Consider the following 22065-nt stretch of genomic DNA (forward strand, 5'->3'; position numbering starts at 1 on the left):
GGATCACACCGCGCCCGACTCTAGGATGCTGGACAGTAGCTGCAAGTAGGTCCGAGGGTTGGGTAGGTGCGCATGTCTTCGGACGAGCTGAAGCTTCCCATACCCTCGCTCGGCGACTACGTCGCGTATCACCGCAAGCGGCTGCGGCTGACCCGGGAGCAATTGGGGCAGCGGGCCTTCCTGTCGGCGCGGACCATTCAGAAGCTCGAGCGCGGGGAGCAGACCGGCCTGAGCCTGCCGACCCAGGAGGCGCTGGGCCGCGCGCTCGGGCTCACGACCGAGGACGAGTTCCGGCATCTGGACGATCTGACCCGGGTTCACATATCCCGGCCGTGGCTGGGCGAAGGCATGCGGAGTGAGGCCACCGCCGCCGAACAAGCCATGCTCGACGACCTGATGCCGCGCCCGGCCGCGTACTGCAACTGGGCCTGGGAGGCCATTGCCGCCAACGAGGCCTATGAGCGGTTGTTCCCCGGACGGCTGTCGTACGGCAATCTCATGCTCTGGCTGTTCGGTCCGATCGGCCGCGAAATCCTGGTGGAGTGGGAGACCGAGGCCAGGAATGTCGTCGCCCGAATGCGCGGCATCCTCACCCATTTCGGCAATCCGGCGATCGGGGTGTCCGTACTGCGTGCGCTCCAGGATGATCCCGACTTCGCCCGCATCTGGCTCACGCGCAGTGTCGGTTTCGATCGCGGACTCGACGAGCCGCAGCACGTCTACACCGATGCGGGTCCGGTCAGCGTGACCATGCAGTTGCAGTCCTTCCCTCCCGGGCGCGAACACCTGCATCTCTGCGTAGCAGTGGTTCGTCCCTATGTGGGCGACTTCGGCCGAACAGACCCTATTTAGGGTTACCGGGACAGCTTGTCCCGGATGTCCGGTGTCCGCTTTGATTTCCTCCGGCGGTGCCGTGGAGGGGACGGCATCGCCGAGACATCCGTCCAGTCTTCGGCAACGAATACGAACCGACTAGTTAGTCACGGGTATTCGATTTCACGAAGGAGGACAGACGAATGATTCCGCATTTCATCGGCGATGTCATCGCTGCGGTGCACGGCCTCCTCGAGAGGCTGCTCATCCCGTAGTACCGATGTCCCGGGGCGGCTGGAGCCGCTCCGGGACTCGGATCGCCGGTATGGTCCCCGACTGATACCGTGCTGGCACATGGCACTGAAAAATGTTGCGGCACAGGTGGCGAACTCGCTCAACGCGGGCATCGTGGCGTTGACCAAGGCTCCGGTGATCGGTTCGCTCATGGGTCGCGGCTTCGTCGTCATCACCTACACCGGCCGCCGTTCGGGCAAGACGTTCAGCACGCCGGTCAACTACTGGCGCAAGGGCGACGAGATCATCATCGGTGTCGGCATGGCGGACAAGAAGAACTGGTGGCGCAACTTCCAGGGCGACGGCGGCCCGATCTCCCTGCACCTGAACGGAGCCGACCGCACCGGCCACGCAGTCGCCAATCGCGATAACGGCCGCACCACGGTGCGGGTCAAGCTCGACGCCGTCTGACGGGCATGCCCGCCGCCTCAATACAGTGACCGCATGGACATCTGCGTGTTTCTGTCGGCCGCCGACCTCGACGAGCGCTACACCGGGCCCGCGCGCGAATTCGCCGAGCTGATCGGCAAGGGCGGCCACACCCTGGTGTGGGGCGGGTCCGATGTCGGGCTCATGAAGGTGGTCGCCGACGGTGTCCAGGAGAGCGGCGGGCGACTGGTCGGCGTCTCGGTGGAATTCCTGCGCGGCAAGGCGCGGGCGAATGCCGACGAGATGATCATTGCCGCCGACCTGGCCGAACGGAAGGCGAAGCTGCTCGGGCTGGCCGACGCCATCGTGATCATGGTCGGCGGTACCGGCACCCTGGACGAGGCCACCGAGATCCTTGAGATGAAAAAGCATGGGCTGCACCGGAAGCCCGTGGTGCTGCTGAACACCGCCGGGTTCTACGACGGACTGCTGGTCCAGTTCGAGCGGATGGAGGCGGAGGGGTTCCTGCCGCTGCCGCTGTCGGAGCTGGTGTATTTCGCCGATGACGGCGCGCACGCCCTGGCCTACCTCGAGCAGGCGGTCCGGAACGGCTGATTGCCACGTCGCGAGGTCCGTGCCAGCCTGGACGCAGAGGAATGTGTACGAGGAGGCAGTCGTGAGGTCCCGGGTAGGACTCGACGAGTCGGCGCTGCGCGTCACCGTCGACTTCACCGACGCCGCGCACCGGTCGCTCGGCATCGGCTGGTCCCTGAACGCGGACGCGCACAAGCGATTCGAGTCCGTGCGCATCTTCCTCGTCTCACTGCGTGATGAGCCCTCGCGCACCTATCTGGGCCTGGTCGACTGGCAGGACCGCGCCTCGATCGAACTGCCCGAAGCCCTACCCGCGGGCCGCTACGCCATCGACATCGATGCCTACGGCAGCGCCAGCTGGGGTGACGGCCGCCTCGACGCGCGGGGACGCAGCGCCACCTTCACCGTCGATCCGGTATGACCAGGTCGAGCGGTCCGAGCAGATCCGCCACGTGCAACAGCTGCCCCGCGTACCAGGGGATCTGCTCCGGATCCTTCAGTTTCCCCGAAACCGATGTGTAGGTGAGCAATTCGTTGCCCACGAGGCTCCACTGCGGCACCGCCCCAGCGATGTGCGCGGCTACCAGATTCGGGCCGACCATCGCCTTGGCGTGGCCGGGATCCGCGGCGTCGATCCGGAACTTGGCGTCGAAGAGGACATTGCCGGTCGCGGTGGGCTTGTCGCCGAACAGCGCCCGCCCGAATTGCGATACGAGCCCCCGCTGCCGCACCGCCAGCGGCGGATGCGGCCGGTCCAGCAGAACCAGCGCCACGATGTAGTGGTGTGTCGTGGTGGACTGGGAATCCCCACTGCCGGAAGTGGTTTGGTACGAATACTCCGCCACGGTCACCCAGCGTCCGCCCAGCTGCCCGGTCACCGTCACCCCGAGTCCGTGCCGATTGCGGCCCGGCAGCCGCGCGGTGAAGGCCGCGGTCGACCGTTCCCGAAACATCCATCCGTGCGCCGCGGCCCAACCCCTGATCCGCTCCTTGCGTTCCCGTTCGGCGTGGATCGCTATGGGTATGAACACGATCAGCAGGAGTACCGGAACTGCCAGCAGCGCGACGAAGAAGATTGCCGCGAACGCCATGTGTTCCCCCTTCCTTGTCGCCGACAGCTTCCGCGACCGACCTTCCGGTCCGCTTAAGAGATCTTTGCGAACCGGGCAAAGCCGCTTCTCGTGTGCTGGATGTGGGCATGATGGGGATGCCCCGCCGATTCGAAAGTGACTTCCTCCATGAAGGTTCACCATCTGAACTGCGGCACCATGCGCATGCCTTCCATCACGCTGTGCTGTCACGTCCTGCTCATCGAAAACGGCGACGGCCTGGTGCTCGTCGACACCGGATTCGGACTGCTCGATATCGCCGATCCGAGACGGGTCGGGCCGCAGCGCCGGGTCAACCGGCCGACCCTCGATCCCGCGCAGACCGCGGTGCGGCAGATTCGTGAACTCGGATTGAATCCGGGGGACGTGCGGCACGTGATCACCACCCATCTCGACTCCGACCATGTGGGCGGTCTCGCCGATTTCCCCGATGCCACACTGCATCTCACCGCTGCGGAGGCGCAGGGCGCGATGCATTCCCCGAGCTGGCGGGAGCGCCTGCGGTACCGCCCGGAGCTGTGGTCGCACGATCCGAAGATCGTCGAATACGCGCCCGAGGGCGAGAGCTGGCGCGGTCTCACCGCGCAGGAGCTGACCGATATCGGTCCCGGAATCGTGCTGGTGCCCATGCCCGGGCACACGCGCGGTCATACCGCCGTCGCCGTCGACGCGGGTCATCGCTGGGTGCTGCATTGCGGGGACGCCTTCCTGCATCCCGGCCGGATCGACGGGCGCGGTATTCCGGTCCGGCACGCTCTGCTGGAGAACATGCTCGCCTTCGATCGCGACCGGGTGCACGACAACCATGCCCGGGTGGCGGAGCTCTACCGGGCGGGCGATCCGGATCTGCTGATCGTGTGCGCCCACGATCAGGGCATGTTCGAGCAGGCCGTGGCTACCGCGAGGTAGCCCCTTCCCTCTGAATTCAACATATTGTTGAATGTGGGGCATGACCCGGATCCGCATCACCTGGCCCGCCAATCAGCTCACCGCCACCCTCGAGGACACCTCCACCACCAAGGCCCTGCTGGCCGCGCTGCCCATCTCCTCGAGCGCGAGCACCTGGGGTGAGGAGGTCTACTTCGAGACCGGTGTGAGCGTCGCGCGGGATCTGGACGCGCGGCAGATCGTGGATCCCGGCACGGTCGCCTTCTGGACCGACGGTGATTCGCTGGCCCTGCCCTACGGCCCCACCCCGATCTCGCACGGCGACGAATGCCGCCTGGCCAGCGCCTGCAATGTCCTCGGCGTCATCGACGGCGACCCGCGCCTGCTCGCCACCGTCCGCCCCGGCGACCCGATTCGCGTGGAATTGGCCTGACCAGACGCCGTTAGCCGCCTGGGCCCCAATCCCATTCGAGGAGACCCCCGCATTCGCACCCGCTATGCTGCACGGCGAACCGCCGCGCCGTGGAACAGGGGAGCGGGGGAGGATCGAGGGGAGCGGCCGGTTCAGGCCGCACAACGGAAGGGCAAACAGAATATGCGGGGAGGATGGGCCAAGCGGGGCCTGGTGGGAGCCGCGGTGGCCGCGATGCTGCCGTTCGGGGTGGTGGCCGGACCGGCCGCGGCGGATACGAATCCGAATGCCTTCGACTTCTACGTCGACTCGAGCATGGGGTCGGTGAAGACCCGGATCGTGCGGGCCGCGGACGGAAATACCGACCGGGTGGTGTACCTGCTGGACGGGGAACGCTCGCAGAACGACTACAACGGTTGGGAGATCCACACCAGCATTCCGGCGGCGCTGGCCAAGTTCAATATCAATGTGGTGATGCCGGTCGGCGGCGAATCCAGCTTCTACCAGGACTGGGATTCCCCCAGCAGCTTCGGCGGCGTCAACCCCGACGCGAACCTCTTCCCCAGCCGGGATTCCGGTTCGGCGGTCGCGGGCTGGGACGAGACCTCGGGTAAGTCCTACACCTACCAGTGGGAGACCTTCCTCACCCAGAACCTGCGCGACGCGCTGCGAAATCGTCTGGGCTTCAGCGACTCTCGTAACGGCGTCTTCGGTCTGTCGAGCGGCGGCAGCGCCGCGTTGCTGATGGCCGCCTACCACCCGGACCAATTCAATTACGCCGGTTCGCTTTCCGGCTACCTCTACATGTCGGCCCCCGGCATGCGTGACGCACTGCGCCTGGCCCTGCTGGCGGCAGGTGGCTACAACATCGATTCCATGGCCGCCGCGGGCAGCCCGAAGTGGCAGCGCATGGACCCGTACGGCTTCGTGGACAAGCTGATCGCCAACAACACCCGCCTCTACATCTCGGCAGGCAGCGCGGTCCCCGCCCAGCAGGACCTGTCCTCCTCCGACGCGGTGATCCAGGGCATGCCGCTCGAGGGCATCGCCCTCGCCAACACCAAGTCCTTCCAGTCGAAGCTGGACGGCCTCGGCTACGACAACGTCACCTACGACTTCCCCAGCATCGGCGTCCACAACTGGGGCAACTGGGAGCAGGTGGCCAACCGCATGCTCCCCGACATCGCCCAGCACATCGGCAAGCCTTTGCCGCCCGGCGCCCAACCGGCCCCGCCGGCCGACGGCCCCGACGGCGCTCAACCCCCGAACGGTGCGCCGCCCGCCGGTGGACCGGCTCAGCAGAACTGACGCTCGAATTCGAAAAGACCGCCGCTACCCGGTATTCCGGGCGGCGGCGGATTTCGTCTGTCGGGTGTCGTCAGATCGGGGCGGGGACGGTGATGGTGAGTTCGGCGGGGGTGGGGTTGGTGCTGACCGAGACCGAGACTCGGCCGGAGCCGGGAAGGGTGAAGAAGGCTGCGTGCCAGCCGTAGTGGCCGTCGTACTGGGTGGATTTGGTTTCGGTGTTGGAGACGCCGGTGTCGAGGTTGCGCATGGTGACGGTGGTGGAGATTTCGCAGGCGTCGCCGGGGGAGGCGGAGAGGGAGCCGGCGGGGTTGGTGTCGGGGGTGAAGTTCACCGTGACCCGGGTCGAGCTGTCGATGAAGTCGGCGAATTCGCGGGCCTGCTGGCCCTGGCTGGCCGATACCTCGGCGGTCACCTTGCCCGAGCAGCCGGGGGCGGGGCTGATGGGGGCGGAGTCGAAGTAGAGCGGCGCGTCCGCGGCGGCCGGAGCGGCCGGGATGAGGAGCGCGGCTATCGGCAGGATGGGCGCTGCCGCGATCAGAACGCCTCGTTTCATAGCGGTCACCCTACCTGCGGCGCGATCGATCGCGGGGTAGGTAGTGCGGCTCGGAAAACCAGGTAGTTGCTACTCGTGAACGGGCGGCGTGGCAGGCGGATGCTGGCGGTGTCTTATTACTACGCAAGCGGAGGTGGTCGTCATGGCCGTTCTGTGGATTCGCACGCGCCGGATGACGCTGCCCGACACGTTTCGGGATATCAACGATCTGAAGGCCGACATTGTGCCGGTGCTGGTGAACAACGCGTTCAGCGATGTCGTGAACACCGATGGGGAGGTGGCGGGGAACCGGGGTGTCATCCGGCTTTCCGTGATTCACCTCCCCATTTTCGGGCGCGACTTCTATCAGCAGGTCATCGCCTCGGGGGAGGATGCCGACGGGACGCTGTTCGTCGTCGAGGACATTCAGAGGCAGATCGCTGTGGGGTGAAGCTGCAGGGGTCAGCGGGTTTGGGTGGGGTCGGGGGCGGCCATGATGGGGGTGTCGTTCACCCAGCCCCACCGGTCCTCGATACGGACCTCGGGGGTGGCGGCGGGGGCGTCGACATACGGTGTGAGGCGCTGTAATTCGCCCCAGTCGCGGGTCCAGTCGTGGTCGAGGTAGGCGGGGATGGGCTGGGACTTCAGGAGGAGGGTGGTCCAGCCGACGGGGCCGCCGCCCGCGTCGCCCTGCCAGGTTTCGGAGACCTGGGAGTTCAGTTTGTCGGGGAGGATGCGCCAGGACGGGAGTTGGGCCAGGCCGTCGCGGTGATCGAGGGGGTGCTGGCATGGGAAGGCCAGGCCCACATGGAAGTCGGTGAGGACGGGGGCGTCGTGGCCGACCATTTCGTCGAGGGTGACGAGGTGGGGTAGGCGGGGTGGGGTGAGGGCCAGCCATTGTTTGCCGGTGGGGTCGTCGGTCTTGGCTACCAGGCGAATCGCGTTGGTCCCGGCGGGGATTCGGTCCAGGGCGATGGGGAGGTTGCGCCAGCCGGGGGCGCCGCCGACGTTCGGCGGGGTGAGGTCGCCGAGGGGTTGGACGGTGCCGTCGTCGGCGCGGTGAGCGAATTCCAGGCGCAGTCGCGCGCCGTCGATCTGGTGGCCGTTGTCCTCGGCGGCGATGCGTCCGGCGACGGTCAGGATCAGGACGTGGTAGCTCGGATCCTGTTGTGCCGCAGCCAGATCCATGCGGTACCACTGCGTGGTCAGGTGCGCGGGCTGGGGCTGGGGCTGGGCGGTGGTGTAGCTGCCCAGGACGGGGGTCCGTTTGGGGTCGAGGCCGTACGGGAGGGCGACCGTGCTGCCATTGATGCCGGGCTCGGGCTTGGGCTTGTCGGCGGGGCCGCCGCCGGGAGGCGGAGTCTTCTGGCCGCCACCGCCACCGCTGGTACCGCCGCCGGGTCCAGCGCCCTCGGGGGCGAGGTCGCCGACGCCGTTGGCGGTGAATCCGCTGTTCTCGGCGGCAAGTCCGTCGGCCGCCGCGCCGGTGTACGGCGTGAGCAGGGAATCCTCGGGCTTGTTCTCCACCAGCACGTCATCGGCCATGGCGCACGGATGACCCTGGAGCGCACGGAGATTCGAGAGTGCGACCGAGTACGCGGGGTACTGCGACCAGGCCGCCGAGGCCATCGTGCCGACCTCGAACAGCACCAGGACGGCGGCGGCCAGCGTGAGCGGGCGGATGGCGATCCGGTCGAAAGGCTTTGCGGGCGAGCCGCTCTCGCGATACGGCTCGCGGTAGTACTGCCACGCCGCGACCACCAGGCACAGCGCGCCCAGGCCGAAGACGAACGAGGCGACGGTCGTCCCGCCGAGCACCGGCGCGCGATCGGGCCAGCGGACTCCGTAGCCGGACACGTACCACCAGCCGTTGGAGCCGGTGAAGCAGAACGCCACCAGGAACAGCACCGCCGCCGCGAACAGCGAACGCAGGTAGCGCACGCGAATACCGTTGCCGCCCACCGTGACTGCCGTCACCGCCGCCAGCGCGGCGGCCAGCCCGGCGTAGACGCCGAAGTGATGGGTCCACTTGGTCGGGGTGAAGGCCATGAGCAGCAGCGACATGGCCGCGATGCCGAGCACCCGGGCGACGGGGCCGCGTGAGGTGTCGGGAATTCGTCCGCCCTTGCGCAGTACGACCGCGAAACACACGCCCAGGCACAGCAGCATGGCGAGGACGCCGAAGCGTCGCGACAGTGAACCGTCCGGGGTCAGCGACAAGAGCGAGATCCAGCGGGTGGGCTCGTCCGGCCAGGAGAGGTTGGGGCCGACCAGTTTTCGCACCCGGGTGGCTTCCAGCACCGACGCGATGGTCTGGTCGGCGAAGACCACGGTCAGCACCAGTGTTCCCGCCGTCAGCACCGGCGCAATCCGCGCGAGATATCCCAGGGGGCGGCTGGATTCGGTGCGGACCTGGGCGACCAGGATCCCCAGCACCCGCCGCGAACCGGCGAAGAGCGCGGCCAGGCAGATCAATCCGGAGGGTCCGGCGGCCAGTGAGAACGCCGCGATCAATACCGCGACGGCGGCAGGCAGCAGTCGCCGGGTGGCGATGGCCCGCTCGATGGAGCACCAGGTCAACAGTGCACCCAGTGCGATCAGCGGTTCGGGTCGCAGGCCGTTGTTGTAGGGCAGCCACAGCGCCTGGAACACCAGCGCCGCCGTCCACCGCGCCCCGGCCCCGCTGCGCACGCGGGAACCCAGGCGCGGCAGCACTTCCCGGCTCACCACCCACCAGCACAGGATTCCGGCCAGCAGCGCGGGCATGCGCATCCACAGGCTCGCATCGGTGAGCCGCGTCATCTGCGCGAGCAACTCGTACGGCCACCCGAACGGCGCCTCGGCGACCCCGTACCAGCGGTAATAGTTGGCGGTGTATCCGGCGTACTTGGAAACCCTTGCCATGGTGAGGATGTAGCCGTCATCGGAGGTATTGGCCCCGACCACATGCCACACGCCGAGCGTGATCAGCACGAGCGCATCGGTCAGCGTGAACCGCCACCAGCGCGCGGGCAGGAACCGCCGCCTGCGCCGACCATCGGCGGCATCGATGAAATACAGGCACACGAGCGCGATCAGCGTGCACAACACCGCACCCGCCATGGCCGCGAGCTTCAATGCACTCGGACTCGACGAGAACCGCGTATCGATATCGGCATGCAGCCGAGCATCACTGAGCCGCGTGCGATCGAGATCGGTGTACACACCGACGATCTGGGGCCGCACATCCTTCTCGATGACGGTCCGCATCGGCGAACCGTCCGGCCGATTCAACCCGGTCAGTTCCGCAGTGGTGGCAGATGCGGTCGAATGCACCACGAGCGCACCACAACCCGCATGTGGTGCGATATTCGGAGTCACCCCAGCTCCAGCGCCAGGCCCGATCGCTGTATTCGCACCAGGGTCGGTGCTGCTCGCGGGTGGTGTCGGTGCGTCGGCGGGCGGCGTGCTTCCGGGTGGCGGAGTCGCGCCCGGGGGTGGTGTCGCGCCCGGGGGTGGTGTCGCGCCCGGGGGTGGTGTCGCGCCCGGGGGTGGTGTCGCGCCCGCGGGTGGTGTGGCTCCGGATGCAGGGTTCGAGCCATTCGGCGGAGTTACCCCGGCGGGCGGTTTTGCGCCGGAAGGCGGTGTGGCTCCGGGGGATTGGTTCCCGCCGGTCGGCGGTACTGCACCGGCAGGTGGGCTCGCGCCCGGCGTCGGGGTCGGTGTGGCGGTGGGTGATGGCGTTACGCCGGAGGGCGTGGTGATTGCCGGTTCGGAAGCTGTTCCGACGCCGGTCATTTCGAAGACCGATGCAGTGAGGAGGGGGATGCTGCGCAGGGTCACCGAGAGGGTGCGGCCGGTGCCGGGCTTGTCCTCGATCCGGGCGATCAGGCCCTTGGCCTCACCGCCGGGCGCCTGGGTGGGCACGGTCGAGAGGATGGTCCCGCTCGGGACGTCGCGCAGCACCGCGCACGGCACGCTCACATCCAGCGACAGCGGCACGTAATCCACCAACGGCGCGGTCAGCTGCACCGCCTGCGCCTGCGGCCATTCGATACTCGCCCGATCCTGCCGAACCGGCAGCAGCGGCGTGAGCACCGCCAAGACAACACCGAGCACCCCCGCTATGAGGGCGATCAGTCGAATTCGGAAATCTCCCCCGGAAACTGAACGCACGAACGCCGATGCTAGCCACAACGTCGGCGAACTTCACCGCCGAATAATCGGGCCGGTACGTATGCGATCGCGCCTAGGGGCTTGAAGTGAACGAAACGGTTTCGTACACTTCAGGTCCGGAGGTGATCGAAATGCCAAGTGTCAGAGCCCGTCTGCTCATCGCGGCCATGCGTGCACTCCGCGTCCGCAATGCGATCGACGGCCCCGAGCGCATCCGCCGCACCATCGCCGCGGATCGGAAGAAGGGCCCGGCCACACCGTCGGCACTGCATCGAGCGGGCCTGTCCGTGGGGGAGGAGACAGTCGACGGCTTCACCGTCTACACGGTCGATCCGCGCTCCGGCCGCTCCGACCGGCGAGTGCTCTATCTCCACGGCGGCGGCTGGTGCCGCCCGATCACCGACCCGCACTGGGAGTTGATCGCGAAACTCGTGGACCTGTTGGACTGTTCGTTCATCGTGCCGATGTACCCGCTCGCACCGGAGCACACGGCTCGGGAAACCCACGCCTGGCTGCTGTCGCTGTATGCCGACCGAGCGCCCGGCACGGAACTCACCCTGATGGGCGATTCCTCCGGCGGCAACCTGGCCCTGTCGCTGGCCATGCGGGCCCGCGACCACGGCCTCCCGAAACCGGCTCGCCTGGTACTGCTCTCGCCCGCACTGGACGCGACCGTCGCCGATCCGGCCATCGACGAACTCGACCCGCTCGACCCGGTCGTCCCCGCCCGCGGCCTGCGCACGCTGACCCGCATGTTCGCCGGCGACGTCGATCTGCGCGACCCGCTGGTCAGCCCGCTGCTCGGCACACTCGAAGGCCTCCCGCCCATCGCCCTGTTCATCGGCACCCGCGAAATCCTCAACGCCGACGCCCAGCGCCTGCGAAAACTGGCCGCCGAGCAGGACTTCTCGCTGACCTGGCACGAATACCCCGGCATGCCGCACGTCTGGCCGCTGTTTCCGATCCCCGAAGCCCAGCGCGCACTCGCCGATATCGTCGCCTTCGTCACCGGCGGTGTTTGAAGTGTACGAAACCGATTCGTACCCTTCGACCATGGTTCGAGGACAACAGCGGGTCGACGCGATCCTGGCCGCCACCATGGATCTGCTCGCCGAGAGCGGCTACCCGGCGCTCACCATGGACGCCGTGGCCGCGCGCGCCAGCGCCAGCAAGGCCACCATCTACCGCCGCTGGCGCAACAAGGCCCAGCTGGTGAAGGCCGCCCTGGACGCTTACGACGCCCAGCACAATGCCGATATCCCCGACACCGGCACCCTGCGCGGCGACCTGGTGGCGGTGCTGGAGGCCCTGCGCGTCAAGGATTCCGAGCGCATGACCGCCCTGATCGGCGGCCTGATCGCCGCCATGCGCCACGATCCCGAACTGGCGGCCGCGCTGCACGAGCACCTGGACAACGAGGAACTGTCCCCGTTCCACGACGCCCTGCATCGCGCCATCGACCGCGGCGACCTGCCCGCCGACACCGACACCGAACTTATCCATGACGTGGCCGAGGCCATGATCACGCGCCGTATGCAGATCGGCACCCCCTTCGACGACGCCTTCATCACCCGCCTCGTCGACGACGTGCTGCTGGTTCTGCTCGATCATCGAGGAACTCCACCATGACCGTTCTCATCGTCGGCGCCGGGCCGACCGGACTGACCCTCGCCTGCGACCTGGCCCGCCGAAATGTGCCGTGCCGCATAGTCGACAAGGCCGCCGGGGTCTTCCCCGGCTCCCGCGCCAAGGGCCTGCAACCGCGCACCCTCGAGGTCTTCGACGACCTGGGCGTCATCGACGCGGTGCTGGCCGGCGGTGAGCCCTTCCCGAAATTCCGTCTCTACCAGGGCCGCGACGTGGTCTGGGAGCGCTCGGTCGCCGAAATGCTGGGCGCACCAGGGCTTGTCGCCTCACCCGCCGTGCCCTATCCCGAGACCTGGCTCATCCCGCAGTGGCGGACCGAGGAGATCCTGCACGCCCGCCTGGTCGAACTCGGCGGCCGCGTCGAATGGAACACCGAAATCCTCGATGTCACACAGGATTCCACCGGCGTCACCGCGCGCACCGCATCCGGCGACCTCCGCGCCAACTACCTCGTCGCCGCCGACGGCGGCCACAGCACCGTCCGCAAGGCGCTCGGCATCGGCTTCGAGGGCGATACCTTCGAGACCGAACGCACCCTGATCGGCGACGTCCGCGCCGAGGGTCTCGACGGCCGGTTCTGCCACATCCTCACCGGCAACGGCAATGTGGGCAAACGGTTCTCGCTGTGGAACCTGCCCGACAGCGACTACTACCAGTTCGTCGCCTCGATGCCCGCCGACCAGGCGCCGGAGCTGAGCCTCGACGCCGTGCGCCAACTTTGTCGGGACCGTTCCGGGCGCACCGACATCCACCTGCACGATCTGCGCTGGATCTCGCTCTACCGCGTGAACGCCCGCATGGTCGACCGCTACCAGGTAGGCCGGGTTCTCCTGGCGGGCGACGCCGCCCACGTGCATTCCTCGGCGGGTGGCCAGGGCCTCAATACCGGCGTCCAGGATGCCTACAACCTAGGCTGGAAACTGGCCGCCGTGCAGTCCGGCGCGGACCCGCAACTCCTGGAAACCTATGCCGCCGAACGCATGCCGGTCGCCGCGAACGTGCTGGGCCTGAGCACACTCCTGCACCGCCAGGACTTCCACGGCGGCGGCGCACCCGCCATCCACCAGCTCGACATCAGCTACCGCAACGGCCCCCTCGCCCTCGACGACCGCGCCGACCCGGGTACCCTCCGCGCCGGTGACCGCGCCCCCGACGGCTTATCCACCTCCGGCACAAGACTTTTCGACTACTTCCGCGGCCCCCACCCCACCCTGCTGACCTTCGACGCCCCCGCGCCGGACTTCGACGTTCCCGTGCTCCCCATGTCCTCCTCCGAGGGCTACGACATCTGCCCGGGCACCTACGTCCTGGTCCGCCCCGACGGCTATCTCGGTGCGATCAGCGAATCCGCCGAAGTCATCGGCAAATACCTGAACCGCTGACGCCCTCGACATGGCTCCCCGCGGTTCAGCGGCGATCCTTCCCGGGTGCTCTATGGTTTGTGCGGGCAATCGATGGGTAGGCAGAGTACGCGGAAATCGGACTCGGGAGTGGCGATGTCGGAGGTGCTCGAAGGCGGAGTGGTGCGGACCCTGGTGCCCGCCCGGATCGATCGGTTGCCCTGGTCGAGATTCCACACCCGCCTGGTGGCGGCGCTCGGGGTGGCGTGGATCCTGGACGGGCTGGAGATCACGGTGGCCAGCGCGGTCGCCGACACCCTGACCAAACCCGAGACGCTGCACATGTCCTCGGCCGCGGTCGGGCTCATCGCGACGGTGTACCTGGCCGGTGAGGTGGTCGGTGCGCTGGTGTTCGGGAACCTCTCGGATCGGCTGGGGCGGCGGAAGCTGTTCCTGGTCACCCTGGGCGTGTACCTGGTCGGAAGCGGGCTCACCGCCGCCACTTTGGGCAACGGCGCGGGCTGGGTAGCGTTCCTCTACATCACCCGGTTCATCGCCGGCACCGGTATCGGCGGCGAGTACGCGGCCATCAATTCGGCCATCGACGAACTGATTCCGGCGCGGTACCGCGGGCGGGTCGATATCGCCGTGAACGGAACCTATTGGGCCGGAGCGATCATCGGCACGCTGGGCACCTTCATCCTGCTCAACCACATGAGCCTGTCGCTGGGCTGGCGGCTCGGATTCCTGATCGGCCCGGTGCTGGGCCTGGTGATCCTGGTCGTGCGCAGGCATCTGCCGGAGAGCCCGCGCTGGCAGATCATGCACGGGCGCGCACGGGAGGCCGAGGAATCGATCGAGGAGATCGAGCGGGACGTGGCGGCGACGGGCGTGGAGTTGCCGCCGGTCGACGAGTCGCGCGCGATGGAGGTGAAACCGACCGATCGGATCGGCTATGTGGCGCTGACCCGGGTGCTGTTCCGGGAGTATCCGCGCCGCGCCATCCTCGGCGCGAGCCTGATGATCAGCCAGTCGTTCCTGTACAACGCCATCTTCTTCACCTACACGCTGGTGCTCGGCAAGTTCTACGGTGTGCCATCGGAATCGACGCCCATCTATCTGATCGCCTTCGCGGTCGGTAATCTGGTCGGACCACTGACCATCGGGCATCTCTTCGACACCATCGGCCGCCGTCGCATGATCGCCGGAACCTATCTGCTTTCCGGTGTGCTGCTGGCAATTTCGGCGGTGCTGTTCTACACCGGCGTCCTCAATGCCATCACCCAGACCATCTGCTGGTGCGTCATCTTCTTCTTCGCCTCGGCGGGTGCGAGTTCGGCCTATCTGACCGTGAGCGAGATCTTCCCGCTGGAGGTGCGCGCCAAGGCGATCGCCGTATTCTTCGCCATCGCACAGTGTTTCGGCGCACTCGGGCCGGTCATCTACGGTGCGCTGATCGGGGACGGCGAGTACCCGGGCCGGTTGTTCCTCGGATACCTGCTCGGCGCGGCCGTCATGATCGCGGGCGGGCTGATCGCCTGGTTCCTCGCGGTCGACGCCGAGGGCCGCTCACTGGAGGACATCGCACTGCCCCTGGCGGCCGCCAACCGCAAGGGGCCGACCCGGGCGGAGGGTGCGGGCGCACCGTTCTCGACCTGAGTTCGATACGCCCGCAGTGGATCTCAGCCGACGATGGACTTCATCCAGTCCTTGACGACGGCGTGATAGTCACGCGTATTCGGGGCAAGGTTGATGGCATGCCCGCTGTCCGGCAGCACATAGGTGCGCAGCTTGGCGGCAGGCCCGAAGTACGGGCTCTCCGCGGCCTGCAATGCGGCGCTGTCGGTGCAGATGCCGAAGCCCGGTCCGCAGGCCAGGCGGTCCCGGCCGCCGTTCACCAGCAGCACCGGGACGTTCATCAGGCTGGACTGGCCGGGCAGGGTGGTCAGCAGGCCGTCGGGATACTCGCTGAGCGAGAAGGTCTCCTTGGTCGCCTCGTCGAGAGCCACCACCTGCGGGTCCGGATTCAGGCCGTAGAAATTGGCGGCGCGGGTGCCGGGGCGGGCCACCAGATAGCCGGAATCGTAACCGCGCCCGGCGAATCCGGGCTCGTCGATGGCCGAATGATAGGTGCCGATGACGCCGAGGACATCGGGCACGCTGAGGGTGTGGGAGTAGCCGGTCAGGATGACGCCGTCGACATCGTGATAGCCGATCTGCTCCATCATGGAGGTGCTGGAGGTGAGCGAATGCCCGGCCGTGACGACCTTGGTGAAGGGCGCGTTCCCGGCCAGCCCGGCGCGCAGGGACTGCACGATGACGTGCAGCGCGTCCGAGGTTCCGGTGGCCGTCAGCGAGAGACTGGGCGGTCGGCTACTTGCGCCGTTGCCGAGCCGGTCCGCCACCAGCGTCGCGTAACCGGCCCGGTTCATGTCCTCCCGGAAGTTGTACGTATCAGGCTGATACGGGAAATCCCAGTAGACATGGTTGTAATTGGACCCCGACATCAGGACCATGACCGCGTCGGTCGGCCCGTCCGGCAGACACAGCGTGCCCGCCAGGGTGCCCTGGGACACCTGGAAACTGACGTCCTGACAGTGGCCGGCCGCCTGCGGATCGGCATGGGCCAGGCCCGGGGTGAAGCTGAGCAGGGTCGTGGCCGCGCCGACGGCCAGCGTCCGGAGTAAGGTGCGCACGTTATGAAATCCCTTGGCTGAAGTCGAATTCCACGGCGTCACCGGCCACCGCGCCCGCGACCACCTCGAGCGTGCGGGCGTCGATCGCCGTGCAGCCCAGGCGTTCCAGAGTGTCGTAGCGGTGGTCGCTGTCGGCGACGCCCATGGCGTGCTCGAGATCTTTTTCGGTGTCGTACAGCGTGATCGAGAACATGGTCTCGTCCTGCCGGTCGAGAAAGAAGAAGACTTGCCGGACGCCCGGTTCGGACATCGCGAACGGGACGACCTCACCCTGGATAATGGGGAGATTGACCGCCATCGACTCCGGATCCACGGGACATGAGGCCTTCAGTAAACGGGCATAGAGCTTCTTCATCACCGAATCCCTTCCCAGGATTGGTTCCGAGTCCGGCCATCTTCTGGCGAATGACGATACCTCACACCGTGATCCGCGACCTGCGCATTCGGGAACGTGGTTGAAGATCTAATATGCACGGTATGGGCGCGCGAAATGTGCACTTCGTCGGCAGCTTTCCGGCGGAGAGCACCGGCGATGCGATGCGGGCGATGCTCGATGGAGCGGGCTCGCGGCTGCGTACGCTACCGACCGGGGAGACCCGGCGCTACGAGTGGTACATCCAGCCGATCGTCGACGATCTGGTTGCGCAAGGGGCGCTGGAGGTGAAGCGGGAGGGCTCGTGGCTCGCCAGCAAGGAGCGCCCTATCCACCGGGCGGCACGCGGGGTCGAGCTGACCGGCGACATGATGGAGCTGGGTTACCTGGGTGAGGCGCGCGAGGCGCTGCCGATCTTCCGTGGGCTACGCGCGGAGCGGGATCTGCCGGAACTGTCGCTGCAGATCGGCATGCCCACCGATTTCACCTTGGCGTTCATCGCCATGGGCATGCGCGGGGTGCGCAAACATCGGAAGGCCTTCCGCGACGCCACCATTCGCGATATCGCGGCCATTCGTGAGCTGGTCGGCGACGATGTGGTGATCCAGTTCGAGGCCACCGCCGAAATGGTGTTGATGGCCAGGGCGCGATCCTTGCACCGCCGGGCCGAGGCGGTGCTGGGCTTCGGGCGCGGCATCGCCGAGCTGGCCGCGGCGACTCCGCCGGGCACGCGCATCGGTGTGCACCTGTGCCTGGGCAGCATGCGCAACAAGGCCCGGGCCACCCTGCGTGATACCCGGCCGCTGGTGGGATTGGCGAATTCCATTGCCCACCAGTGGCCTTCGGGGCGGACGCTGGAATACGTCCACGGTCCGCTGGCCGCGGGTGACATTCCGCCCGCGACCCGGCCGGAGTTCTACGCGCCGCTCGCCGCGCTCGAACTGCCCGCGAGTACCCGGTTCTACGCGGGCTTCGTGCACGAAAGTCCCAGTGAGGCAGAACAGATCGAGACGCTGCGCATGATCGAGTCCGCGCTGCGCCGCCCGGTCGACGGCGTGGCGAGCGCCTGTGGCCTGGGCCGGCGTCCCCGGTCGATCGCGGATGCCCTCATCACCCGGGCCGACACGCTGGCTGGCGCTGGCTGATTCGGCTCTCTCAGTTCTTTTGGCCGACTCCGCAGAGGACCACCAGGCGGGTGGCGGGCAGCTGGGCATCGAGCCATTCATTGGCCGGAAGCAGCCCGGGCGGCAGCATTTCCAGGCCCTCGAAGAATTCCAGTACCCGTTCCGGGTCGCGGAACTCGGGCTGGGAAGGAGTGTTCTGGGCTCCGGTGGTGGAGGTGTTCTTGAAGAACGGATGGGTGTTGACGGAGGCGTGCTGGATGATCAGCCGGCTGCCGGGCACCATGGCCTCGCGCAGGCGGGCCACGGCCTCGTAGGGCTTCTCGTCGTCCATGACGAAGTGCAGGACGCCGACGATCAGGAACGCGACCGGCTGGGAGAAGTCGATGCCCGCCTCGGTGTGGGCCAATTCGAGAACTTTGTCGGGTTCGCGAATGTCGGCGACGATCGGCGTCACGCCCGGCGCGCCGGTCAGCAGGGCATTGCTGTGGGCATAGACCACGGGATCGAAATCGATGGACGCCACGATCGCGGTCGGCTCGATCTCCTGGGCCACCTCGTGCACATTCGGGGAGATCGGGATGCCCGCGCCGATATCGATGAACTGGCGGATGCCCGCCTCGGCGGCCTCACGGACGGCTTGCAACAGGAAGCGACGGCTGTGCCATGCGGTGATCTTGGTGTCGGGTGCGACCTCGAGCATCCGATCGCCGTAATCGCGATCGGCGTCGTAATTGTCCTTGCCACCGAGCATGTAGTTGTACACACGAGCAGGGTTGGGCCGGAACGGGTCCACGCCAACCGGTACTCGATTGTTCTCAGGCACCGCACCTCCCTCGACTTCCCCGCCGATCGTAACCAATCCGCGGCCCTCCCCAGAGGAAAACGCGCAGCTTGGCGGCAACCTCCCAGGGATTGCCGCGCTACACAATTCGACCGTCCGGTCGTCTCGCCGGTCGCATGAGGTGATTCGATACGGCCGACCGCTCGGGATGGGGTCGATCTCCCGCGGGTGATCACTGCTTCCGCTGGGCCGGGCTGCGGTGCGTACCGAGCCGGACCGGCGAATCTGGTCCTATTAGTCCGTATTTGGCGGCATTATTGGGGGCTGTGCCGCCTCCCGCGGGAAAAATGCCACTGCGGCCGCCGCGAAAAATCGGCCGAAACCTCGCCGTGGGAGCTCGATCCGGAGGGGTGGAAGGGATGGAATGGTGCTCATGACGCGAATCGGAACCGAGCGGGTGCCGGTGGGGGCGGGGCCCTTGAGCCCGGCGGCGGTGGTGGCGGTGGCCCGCCACGGGGCGCGGGTGGAGGTGGCCTCGGATGCCCTGGCCGAGCTGGCGCGGGTGCGGGGGCACATCGACGAGCTGGCGCACAGCGATCGGCCGGTGTACGGGGTGTCCACCGGGTTCGGGGCGCTGGCGCTGCGACACATTCCACCGGACCGGCGAATCGATCTGCAGCGCTCGCTGATTCGCTCGCATGCCGCCGGGGCGGGGGAACCGGTGGAGGCCGAGGTGGTGCGGGCCATGATGCTGCTGCGGCTGCGCACGCTGCTGTCCGGGCACACCGGGGTGCGGCCCGAGACCGCGCGGGCGCTGGCCGGAATGCTGGACAGCGGGCTGATTCCCGTTGTGCCGGAATACGGATCGCTGGGGTGCTCGGGTGATCTGGCCCCGCTGGCCGCGGTCGCCCTGGCGCTCATGGGCGAGGGCTCGGTGCTCGGGCCGGACGGGCCGCGGCCCATCGCGCCGCTGCTGGCCGAACACGGGTTGACGCCGATCACGTTGGTGGAGAAGGAAGGTCTGGCGCTGACCAATGGCACCGACGGCATGCTGGGCATGCTGGTGTTGGCCATCGAGGATCTGCGCCGACTACTGGATCTGGCCGACCTGACCGCCGCCATGAGCGTGGAGGCGCAGCTGGGCACCGATCGGGTGTTCGCGGCCGAGCTGCAGGCCCTGCGGCCGCATCCCGGGCAGGCGGTGTCCGCGGCGCGCATGCGGGCGGCGCTGGACGGGTCGGAGATCGTGGCCAGCCATCGGGGCGAGGACTGCCCGCGGGTGCAGGACGCGTACTCGCTGCGGTGCGCGCCGCAGGTGCACGGTGCGGCGCGGGACACCCTGGACCATGCGTCGACGGTCGCCGAGCGCGAATTGTCTTCCGCCATCGACAATCCCGTGGTGCTGGCGGACGGGCGAGTGGAATCCAACGGCAACTTCCACGGTGCGCCGGTGGGCTATGTGCTGGACTTCCTGGCCATCGCCGTCGCGGATGTGGCGAGCATTGCCGAGCGGCGCACCGACCGGATGCTGGATGTGCACCGCTCGCACGGGCTGCCCGCGTTCCTGGCCGCCGACCCGGGCGTGGACTCCGGGTACATGATCGCGCAGTACACGCAGGCCGGGGTGGTGTCGGAGCTGAAGCGGTGCGCCGTACCGGCCTCGGTGGATTCGATTCCGTCCAGCGCCATGCAGGAGGATCATGTGTCCATGGGCTGGGCGGCCGCCCGGAAGCTGCGCCGCGCGGTGGACGGGCTGACGACCGTGCTCTCCATCGAATTGCTCACCGCGGCAAGGGCCTTGGACTTCCGCGCGCCGCTGCGGCCCGCGCCGGTGACGGGTGCGGTGCGGGATCTGCTGCGGGAGCGGGTGCCCGGGCCGGGACCGGATCGGCATCTCGCACCCGATATCGCCGCCGTCGTCGACCTGGTGCGGTCGGGGGCGTTGGATCACCTTCTCGCATTGGGGGTTTCGTCATGACCAGAACCGTTCGCGCCGCGCGGGGCTCGGCGCTCACCGCACGCTCGTGGCAGACCGAGGCGGCCTGGCGCATGCTGCACAACAACCTGGATCCCGATGTCGCCGAGCGGCCGGAGGATCTGGTCGTGTACGGCGGCACCGGTAAGGCGGCCCGTGACTGGCCCAGTTTCGACGCCATCGCCCGCACCCTGGTCGACCTGCGCGAGGACGAGACGCTGCTGGTGCAATCCGGTAAGCCGGTGGGGGTGGCACGCACCCACGAATGGGCGCCGCGGGTGCTGATCGCCAACTCGAATCTCGTTCCGGACTGGGCGAATTGGCCGGAGTTCCGGCGGCTGGAGGCGGCCGGGCTCACCATGTACGGGCAGATGACGGCCGGGTCCTGGATCTATATCGGGACGCAGGGGATTCTGCAGGGGACCTATGAGACGTTCGCGGCGGTGGCGGCCAAGCGATTCGGCGGCAGCCTGGCCGGAACACTCACGCTCACCGCGGGTCTCGGTGGAATGGGCGGGGCGCAGCCGCTGGCGGTGACCATGAACGGCGGGGTGGCGTTGTGCATCGAATGCAATCCGCGGCATGCGCGGCGACGGGTCGAGACGCGGTATCTGGACGAGATCGCCGACGATCTGGACGACGCGCTGCGGCGGGTGCTGGCCGCCAAGGCCGAGCGGCGGGCGTTGTCGGTGGGGTTGATCGGGAACGCCGCCGAGGTGCTGCCGGAGTTGCTGCGGCGCGAGGTCGAGGTGGATATCGTCACCGACCAGACCTCCGCACACGATCCGCTGACGTATCTGCCGATCGGGATCGCGCTGGAGGACTGGGACGACTACGCGAGCAAGAAGCCGGACGAATTCACCCGTCGCGCACGGGATTCGATGGCCATGCACGTGGGGGCCATGGTCGGGTTCATGGATCGCGGGGCCGAGGTGTTCGACTACGGCAATTCGATTCGGGGGGAGGCGAAGCTGGCGGGTTACGAGCGCGCCTTCGACTTTCCCGGGTTCGTGCCCGCCTACATTCGGCCGCTGTTCTGCGAAGGGAAGGGGCCGTTCCGGTGGGTCGCGCTGTCGGGTGATCCCGCCGATATCGCCGCCACCGACCGGGCGATGCTCGAGTTGTTTCCCGAGAATGAATCCCTCGCGCGCTGGATTCGCCTGGCCGGTGACCGCGTCGCGTTCCAAGGGCTGCCCGCCCGCATCTGCTGGCTGGGTTACGGCGAACGGCAGGCCGCCGGGGTGCGGTTCAACGAAATGGTCTCGCGCGGAGAGGTTTCCGCACCCATCGTGATCGGCCGCGACCACCTCGACTGCGGGTCGGTCGCCTCGCCGTACCGGGAAACCGAGTCCATGGCCGACGGGTCGGACGCCATTGCCGACTGGCCGCTGCTCAATGCGCTGGTGAATACCGCGTCGGGGGCCAGTTGGGTGTCCATTCATCACGGTGGCGGGGTGGGGATGGGGCGCTCCATTCATGCCGGGCAGGTCACCGTCGCCGACGGCACCGCGCTCGCGGGGCAGAAGATCGAGCGGGTGTTGACCAATGATCCGGGGATGGGGGTCCTACGTCATGTCGATGCCGGGTATCCGGAGGCGGAGGCCGTCGCTCGCGCCAAGGATGTTCGGATTCCGATGTGGGAGGAGTGAATCGGT

The 22065-nt window shown here is 67.7% G+C and carries 21 protein-coding genes; 15 read left to right on the forward strand and 6 right to left on the reverse strand.

Translation table 11 applies throughout. From position 1 onward, the window contains the following. Nucleotides 1–72: 72 nt before the first annotated feature. From ON43_RS37990 to ON43_RS38005, 4 genes are all read left to right on the forward strand, one after another. Nucleotides 73–852 carry a helix-turn-helix domain-containing protein gene (locus ON43_RS37990; RefSeq protein WP_040815541.1) on the forward strand — a complete coding sequence of 260 codons (780 nt, stop codon included), beginning with the start codon at nt 73–75 and terminating at the stop codon, nt 850–852. Between the two features lie 315 nt (nt 853–1167). Then, a complete protein-coding gene (locus ON43_RS37995) occupies nt 1168–1518 on the forward strand; it encodes a nitroreductase/quinone reductase family protein (RefSeq protein ID WP_051179870.1) in 351 nt (116 codons plus the stop codon). A gap of 33 nt (nt 1519–1551) precedes the next feature. Continuing rightward, nucleotides 1552–2091, forward strand: coding sequence for an LOG family protein (locus tag ON43_RS38000; protein WP_040815542.1), 540 nt, complete (start codon nt 1552–1554; stop codon nt 2089–2091). Nucleotides 2092–2152: 61 nt separating this feature from the next. After that, the gene (locus tag ON43_RS38005; RefSeq protein ID WP_157514354.1) at nt 2153–2491 is read left to right on the forward strand and encodes a hypothetical protein; all 339 of its coding nucleotides are present in this window, start codon (nt 2153–2155) and stop codon (nt 2489–2491) included. On the opposite strand, the gene ON43_RS38010 is transcribed toward ON43_RS38005, so the two are convergent. Next, on the reverse strand, nt 2472–3161 hold the full coding sequence (locus ON43_RS38010; protein WP_040815544.1) for a hypothetical protein: 690 nt from the start codon (nt 3159–3161) through the stop codon (nt 2472–2474). The genes ON43_RS38005 and ON43_RS38010 overlap by 20 nt on opposite strands. Before the next feature lie 147 nt (nt 3162–3308). Between ON43_RS38010 and ON43_RS38015 the strand changes: the two genes are divergently transcribed. The 3 genes from ON43_RS38015 to ON43_RS38025 all read left to right on the forward strand — a co-directional run bounded on the left by ON43_RS38015 (nt 3309) and on the right by ON43_RS38025 (nt 5787). Further along, the gene (locus ON43_RS38015; protein ID WP_040815545.1) at nt 3309–4088 is read left to right on the forward strand and encodes an MBL fold metallo-hydrolase; all 780 of its coding nucleotides are present in this window, start codon (nt 3309–3311) and stop codon (nt 4086–4088) included. A 40-nt stretch (nt 4089–4128) separates the two neighbouring features. Continuing rightward, entirely contained in the window at nt 4129–4500 is a 372-nt protein-coding gene (locus tag ON43_RS38020; protein ID WP_086008109.1) for a cyclophilin-like fold protein, read from the forward strand. A 162-nt stretch (nt 4501–4662) separates the two neighbouring features. Beyond that, nucleotides 4663–5787 carry an alpha/beta hydrolase gene (locus tag ON43_RS38025; protein WP_040815547.1) on the forward strand — a complete coding sequence of 375 codons (1125 nt, stop codon included), beginning with the start codon at nt 4663–4665 and terminating at the stop codon, nt 5785–5787. Between the two features lie 70 nt (nt 5788–5857). Here ON43_RS38025 and ON43_RS38030 read toward each other — a convergent pair whose 3' ends face one another. Further along, entirely contained in the window at nt 5858–6340 is a 483-nt protein-coding gene (locus tag ON43_RS38030) for a hypothetical protein (protein ID WP_040815548.1), read from the reverse strand. A 142-nt stretch (nt 6341–6482) separates the two neighbouring features. Between ON43_RS38030 and ON43_RS38035 the strand changes: the two genes are divergently transcribed. Further along, on the forward strand, nt 6483–6770 hold the full coding sequence (locus tag ON43_RS38035) for a hypothetical protein (protein ID WP_157514355.1): 288 nt from the start codon (nt 6483–6485) through the stop codon (nt 6768–6770). Nucleotides 6771–6781: 11 nt separating this feature from the next. Here the strand turns inward: ON43_RS38035 and ON43_RS38040 are convergent, their stop codons facing one another. Next, on the reverse strand, nt 6782–10474 hold the full coding sequence (locus ON43_RS38040; RefSeq protein ID WP_281033411.1) for an arabinosyltransferase domain-containing protein: 3693 nt from the start codon (nt 10472–10474) through the stop codon (nt 6782–6784). 131 nt (nt 10475–10605) lie between these two features. On the opposite strand from ON43_RS38040, the gene ON43_RS38050 reads away from it, so the two are divergent. The 4 genes from ON43_RS38050 to ON43_RS38065 all read left to right on the forward strand — a co-directional run bounded on the left by ON43_RS38050 (nt 10606) and on the right by ON43_RS38065 (nt 15120). Continuing rightward, complete coding sequence (locus ON43_RS38050) at nt 10606–11496, forward strand: alpha/beta hydrolase fold domain-containing protein (protein ID WP_040815551.1); 891 nt, start codon at nt 10606–10608, stop codon at nt 11494–11496. 31 nt (nt 11497–11527) lie between these two features. Then, a complete protein-coding gene (locus ON43_RS38055) occupies nt 11528–12103 on the forward strand; it encodes a TetR/AcrR family transcriptional regulator (RefSeq protein WP_040815578.1) in 576 nt (191 codons plus the stop codon). Then, nucleotides 12100–13503, forward strand: a complete 1404-nt coding sequence (locus ON43_RS38060; RefSeq protein WP_040815552.1) for an FAD-dependent monooxygenase — start codon at nt 12100–12102, stop codon at nt 13501–13503. The genes ON43_RS38055 and ON43_RS38060 overlap by 4 nt, the downstream gene beginning before the upstream one ends. A gap of 114 nt (nt 13504–13617) precedes the next feature. After that, entirely contained in the window at nt 13618–15120 is a 1503-nt protein-coding gene (locus ON43_RS38065) for an MFS transporter (protein WP_040815579.1), read from the forward strand. 23 nt (nt 15121–15143) lie between these two features. On the opposite strand, the gene ON43_RS38070 is transcribed toward ON43_RS38065, so the two are convergent. Continuing rightward, entirely contained in the window at nt 15144–16157 is a 1014-nt protein-coding gene (locus ON43_RS38070) for an alpha/beta hydrolase (protein ID WP_040815553.1), read from the reverse strand. Nucleotide 16158: 1 nt separating this feature from the next. After that, nucleotides 16159–16512, reverse strand: coding sequence for a hypothetical protein (locus ON43_RS38075; protein ID WP_040815554.1), 354 nt, complete (start codon nt 16510–16512; stop codon nt 16159–16161). 122 nt (nt 16513–16634) lie between these two features. On the opposite strand from ON43_RS38075, the gene ON43_RS38080 reads away from it, so the two are divergent. Continuing rightward, a complete protein-coding gene (locus ON43_RS38080; protein WP_040815555.1) occupies nt 16635–17675 on the forward strand; it encodes a hypothetical protein in 1041 nt (346 codons plus the stop codon). Nucleotides 17676–17685: 10 nt separating this feature from the next. On the opposite strand, the gene ON43_RS38085 is transcribed toward ON43_RS38080, so the two are convergent. Then, entirely contained in the window at nt 17686–18477 is a 792-nt protein-coding gene (locus ON43_RS38085) for an SAM-dependent methyltransferase (RefSeq protein ID WP_040815556.1), read from the reverse strand. 391 nt (nt 18478–18868) lie between these two features. Between ON43_RS38085 and hutH the strand changes: the two genes are divergently transcribed. Next, complete coding sequence (gene hutH / locus ON43_RS38090) at nt 18869–20413, forward strand: histidine ammonia-lyase (protein ID WP_040815580.1); 1545 nt, start codon at nt 18869–18871, stop codon at nt 20411–20413. Beyond that, nucleotides 20410–22059 carry a urocanate hydratase gene (gene hutU, locus ON43_RS38095; RefSeq protein ID WP_040815557.1) on the forward strand — a complete coding sequence of 550 codons (1650 nt, stop codon included), beginning with the start codon at nt 20410–20412 and terminating at the stop codon, nt 22057–22059. The genes hutH and hutU overlap by 4 nt, the downstream gene beginning before the upstream one ends. Nucleotides 22060–22065: the final 6 nt, after the last annotated feature.

The sequence above is a fragment of the Nocardia concava NBRC 100430 genome, assembly GCF_000308815.1.
GTDB lineage: Bacteria > Actinomycetota > Actinomycetes > Mycobacteriales > Mycobacteriaceae > Nocardia > Nocardia concava.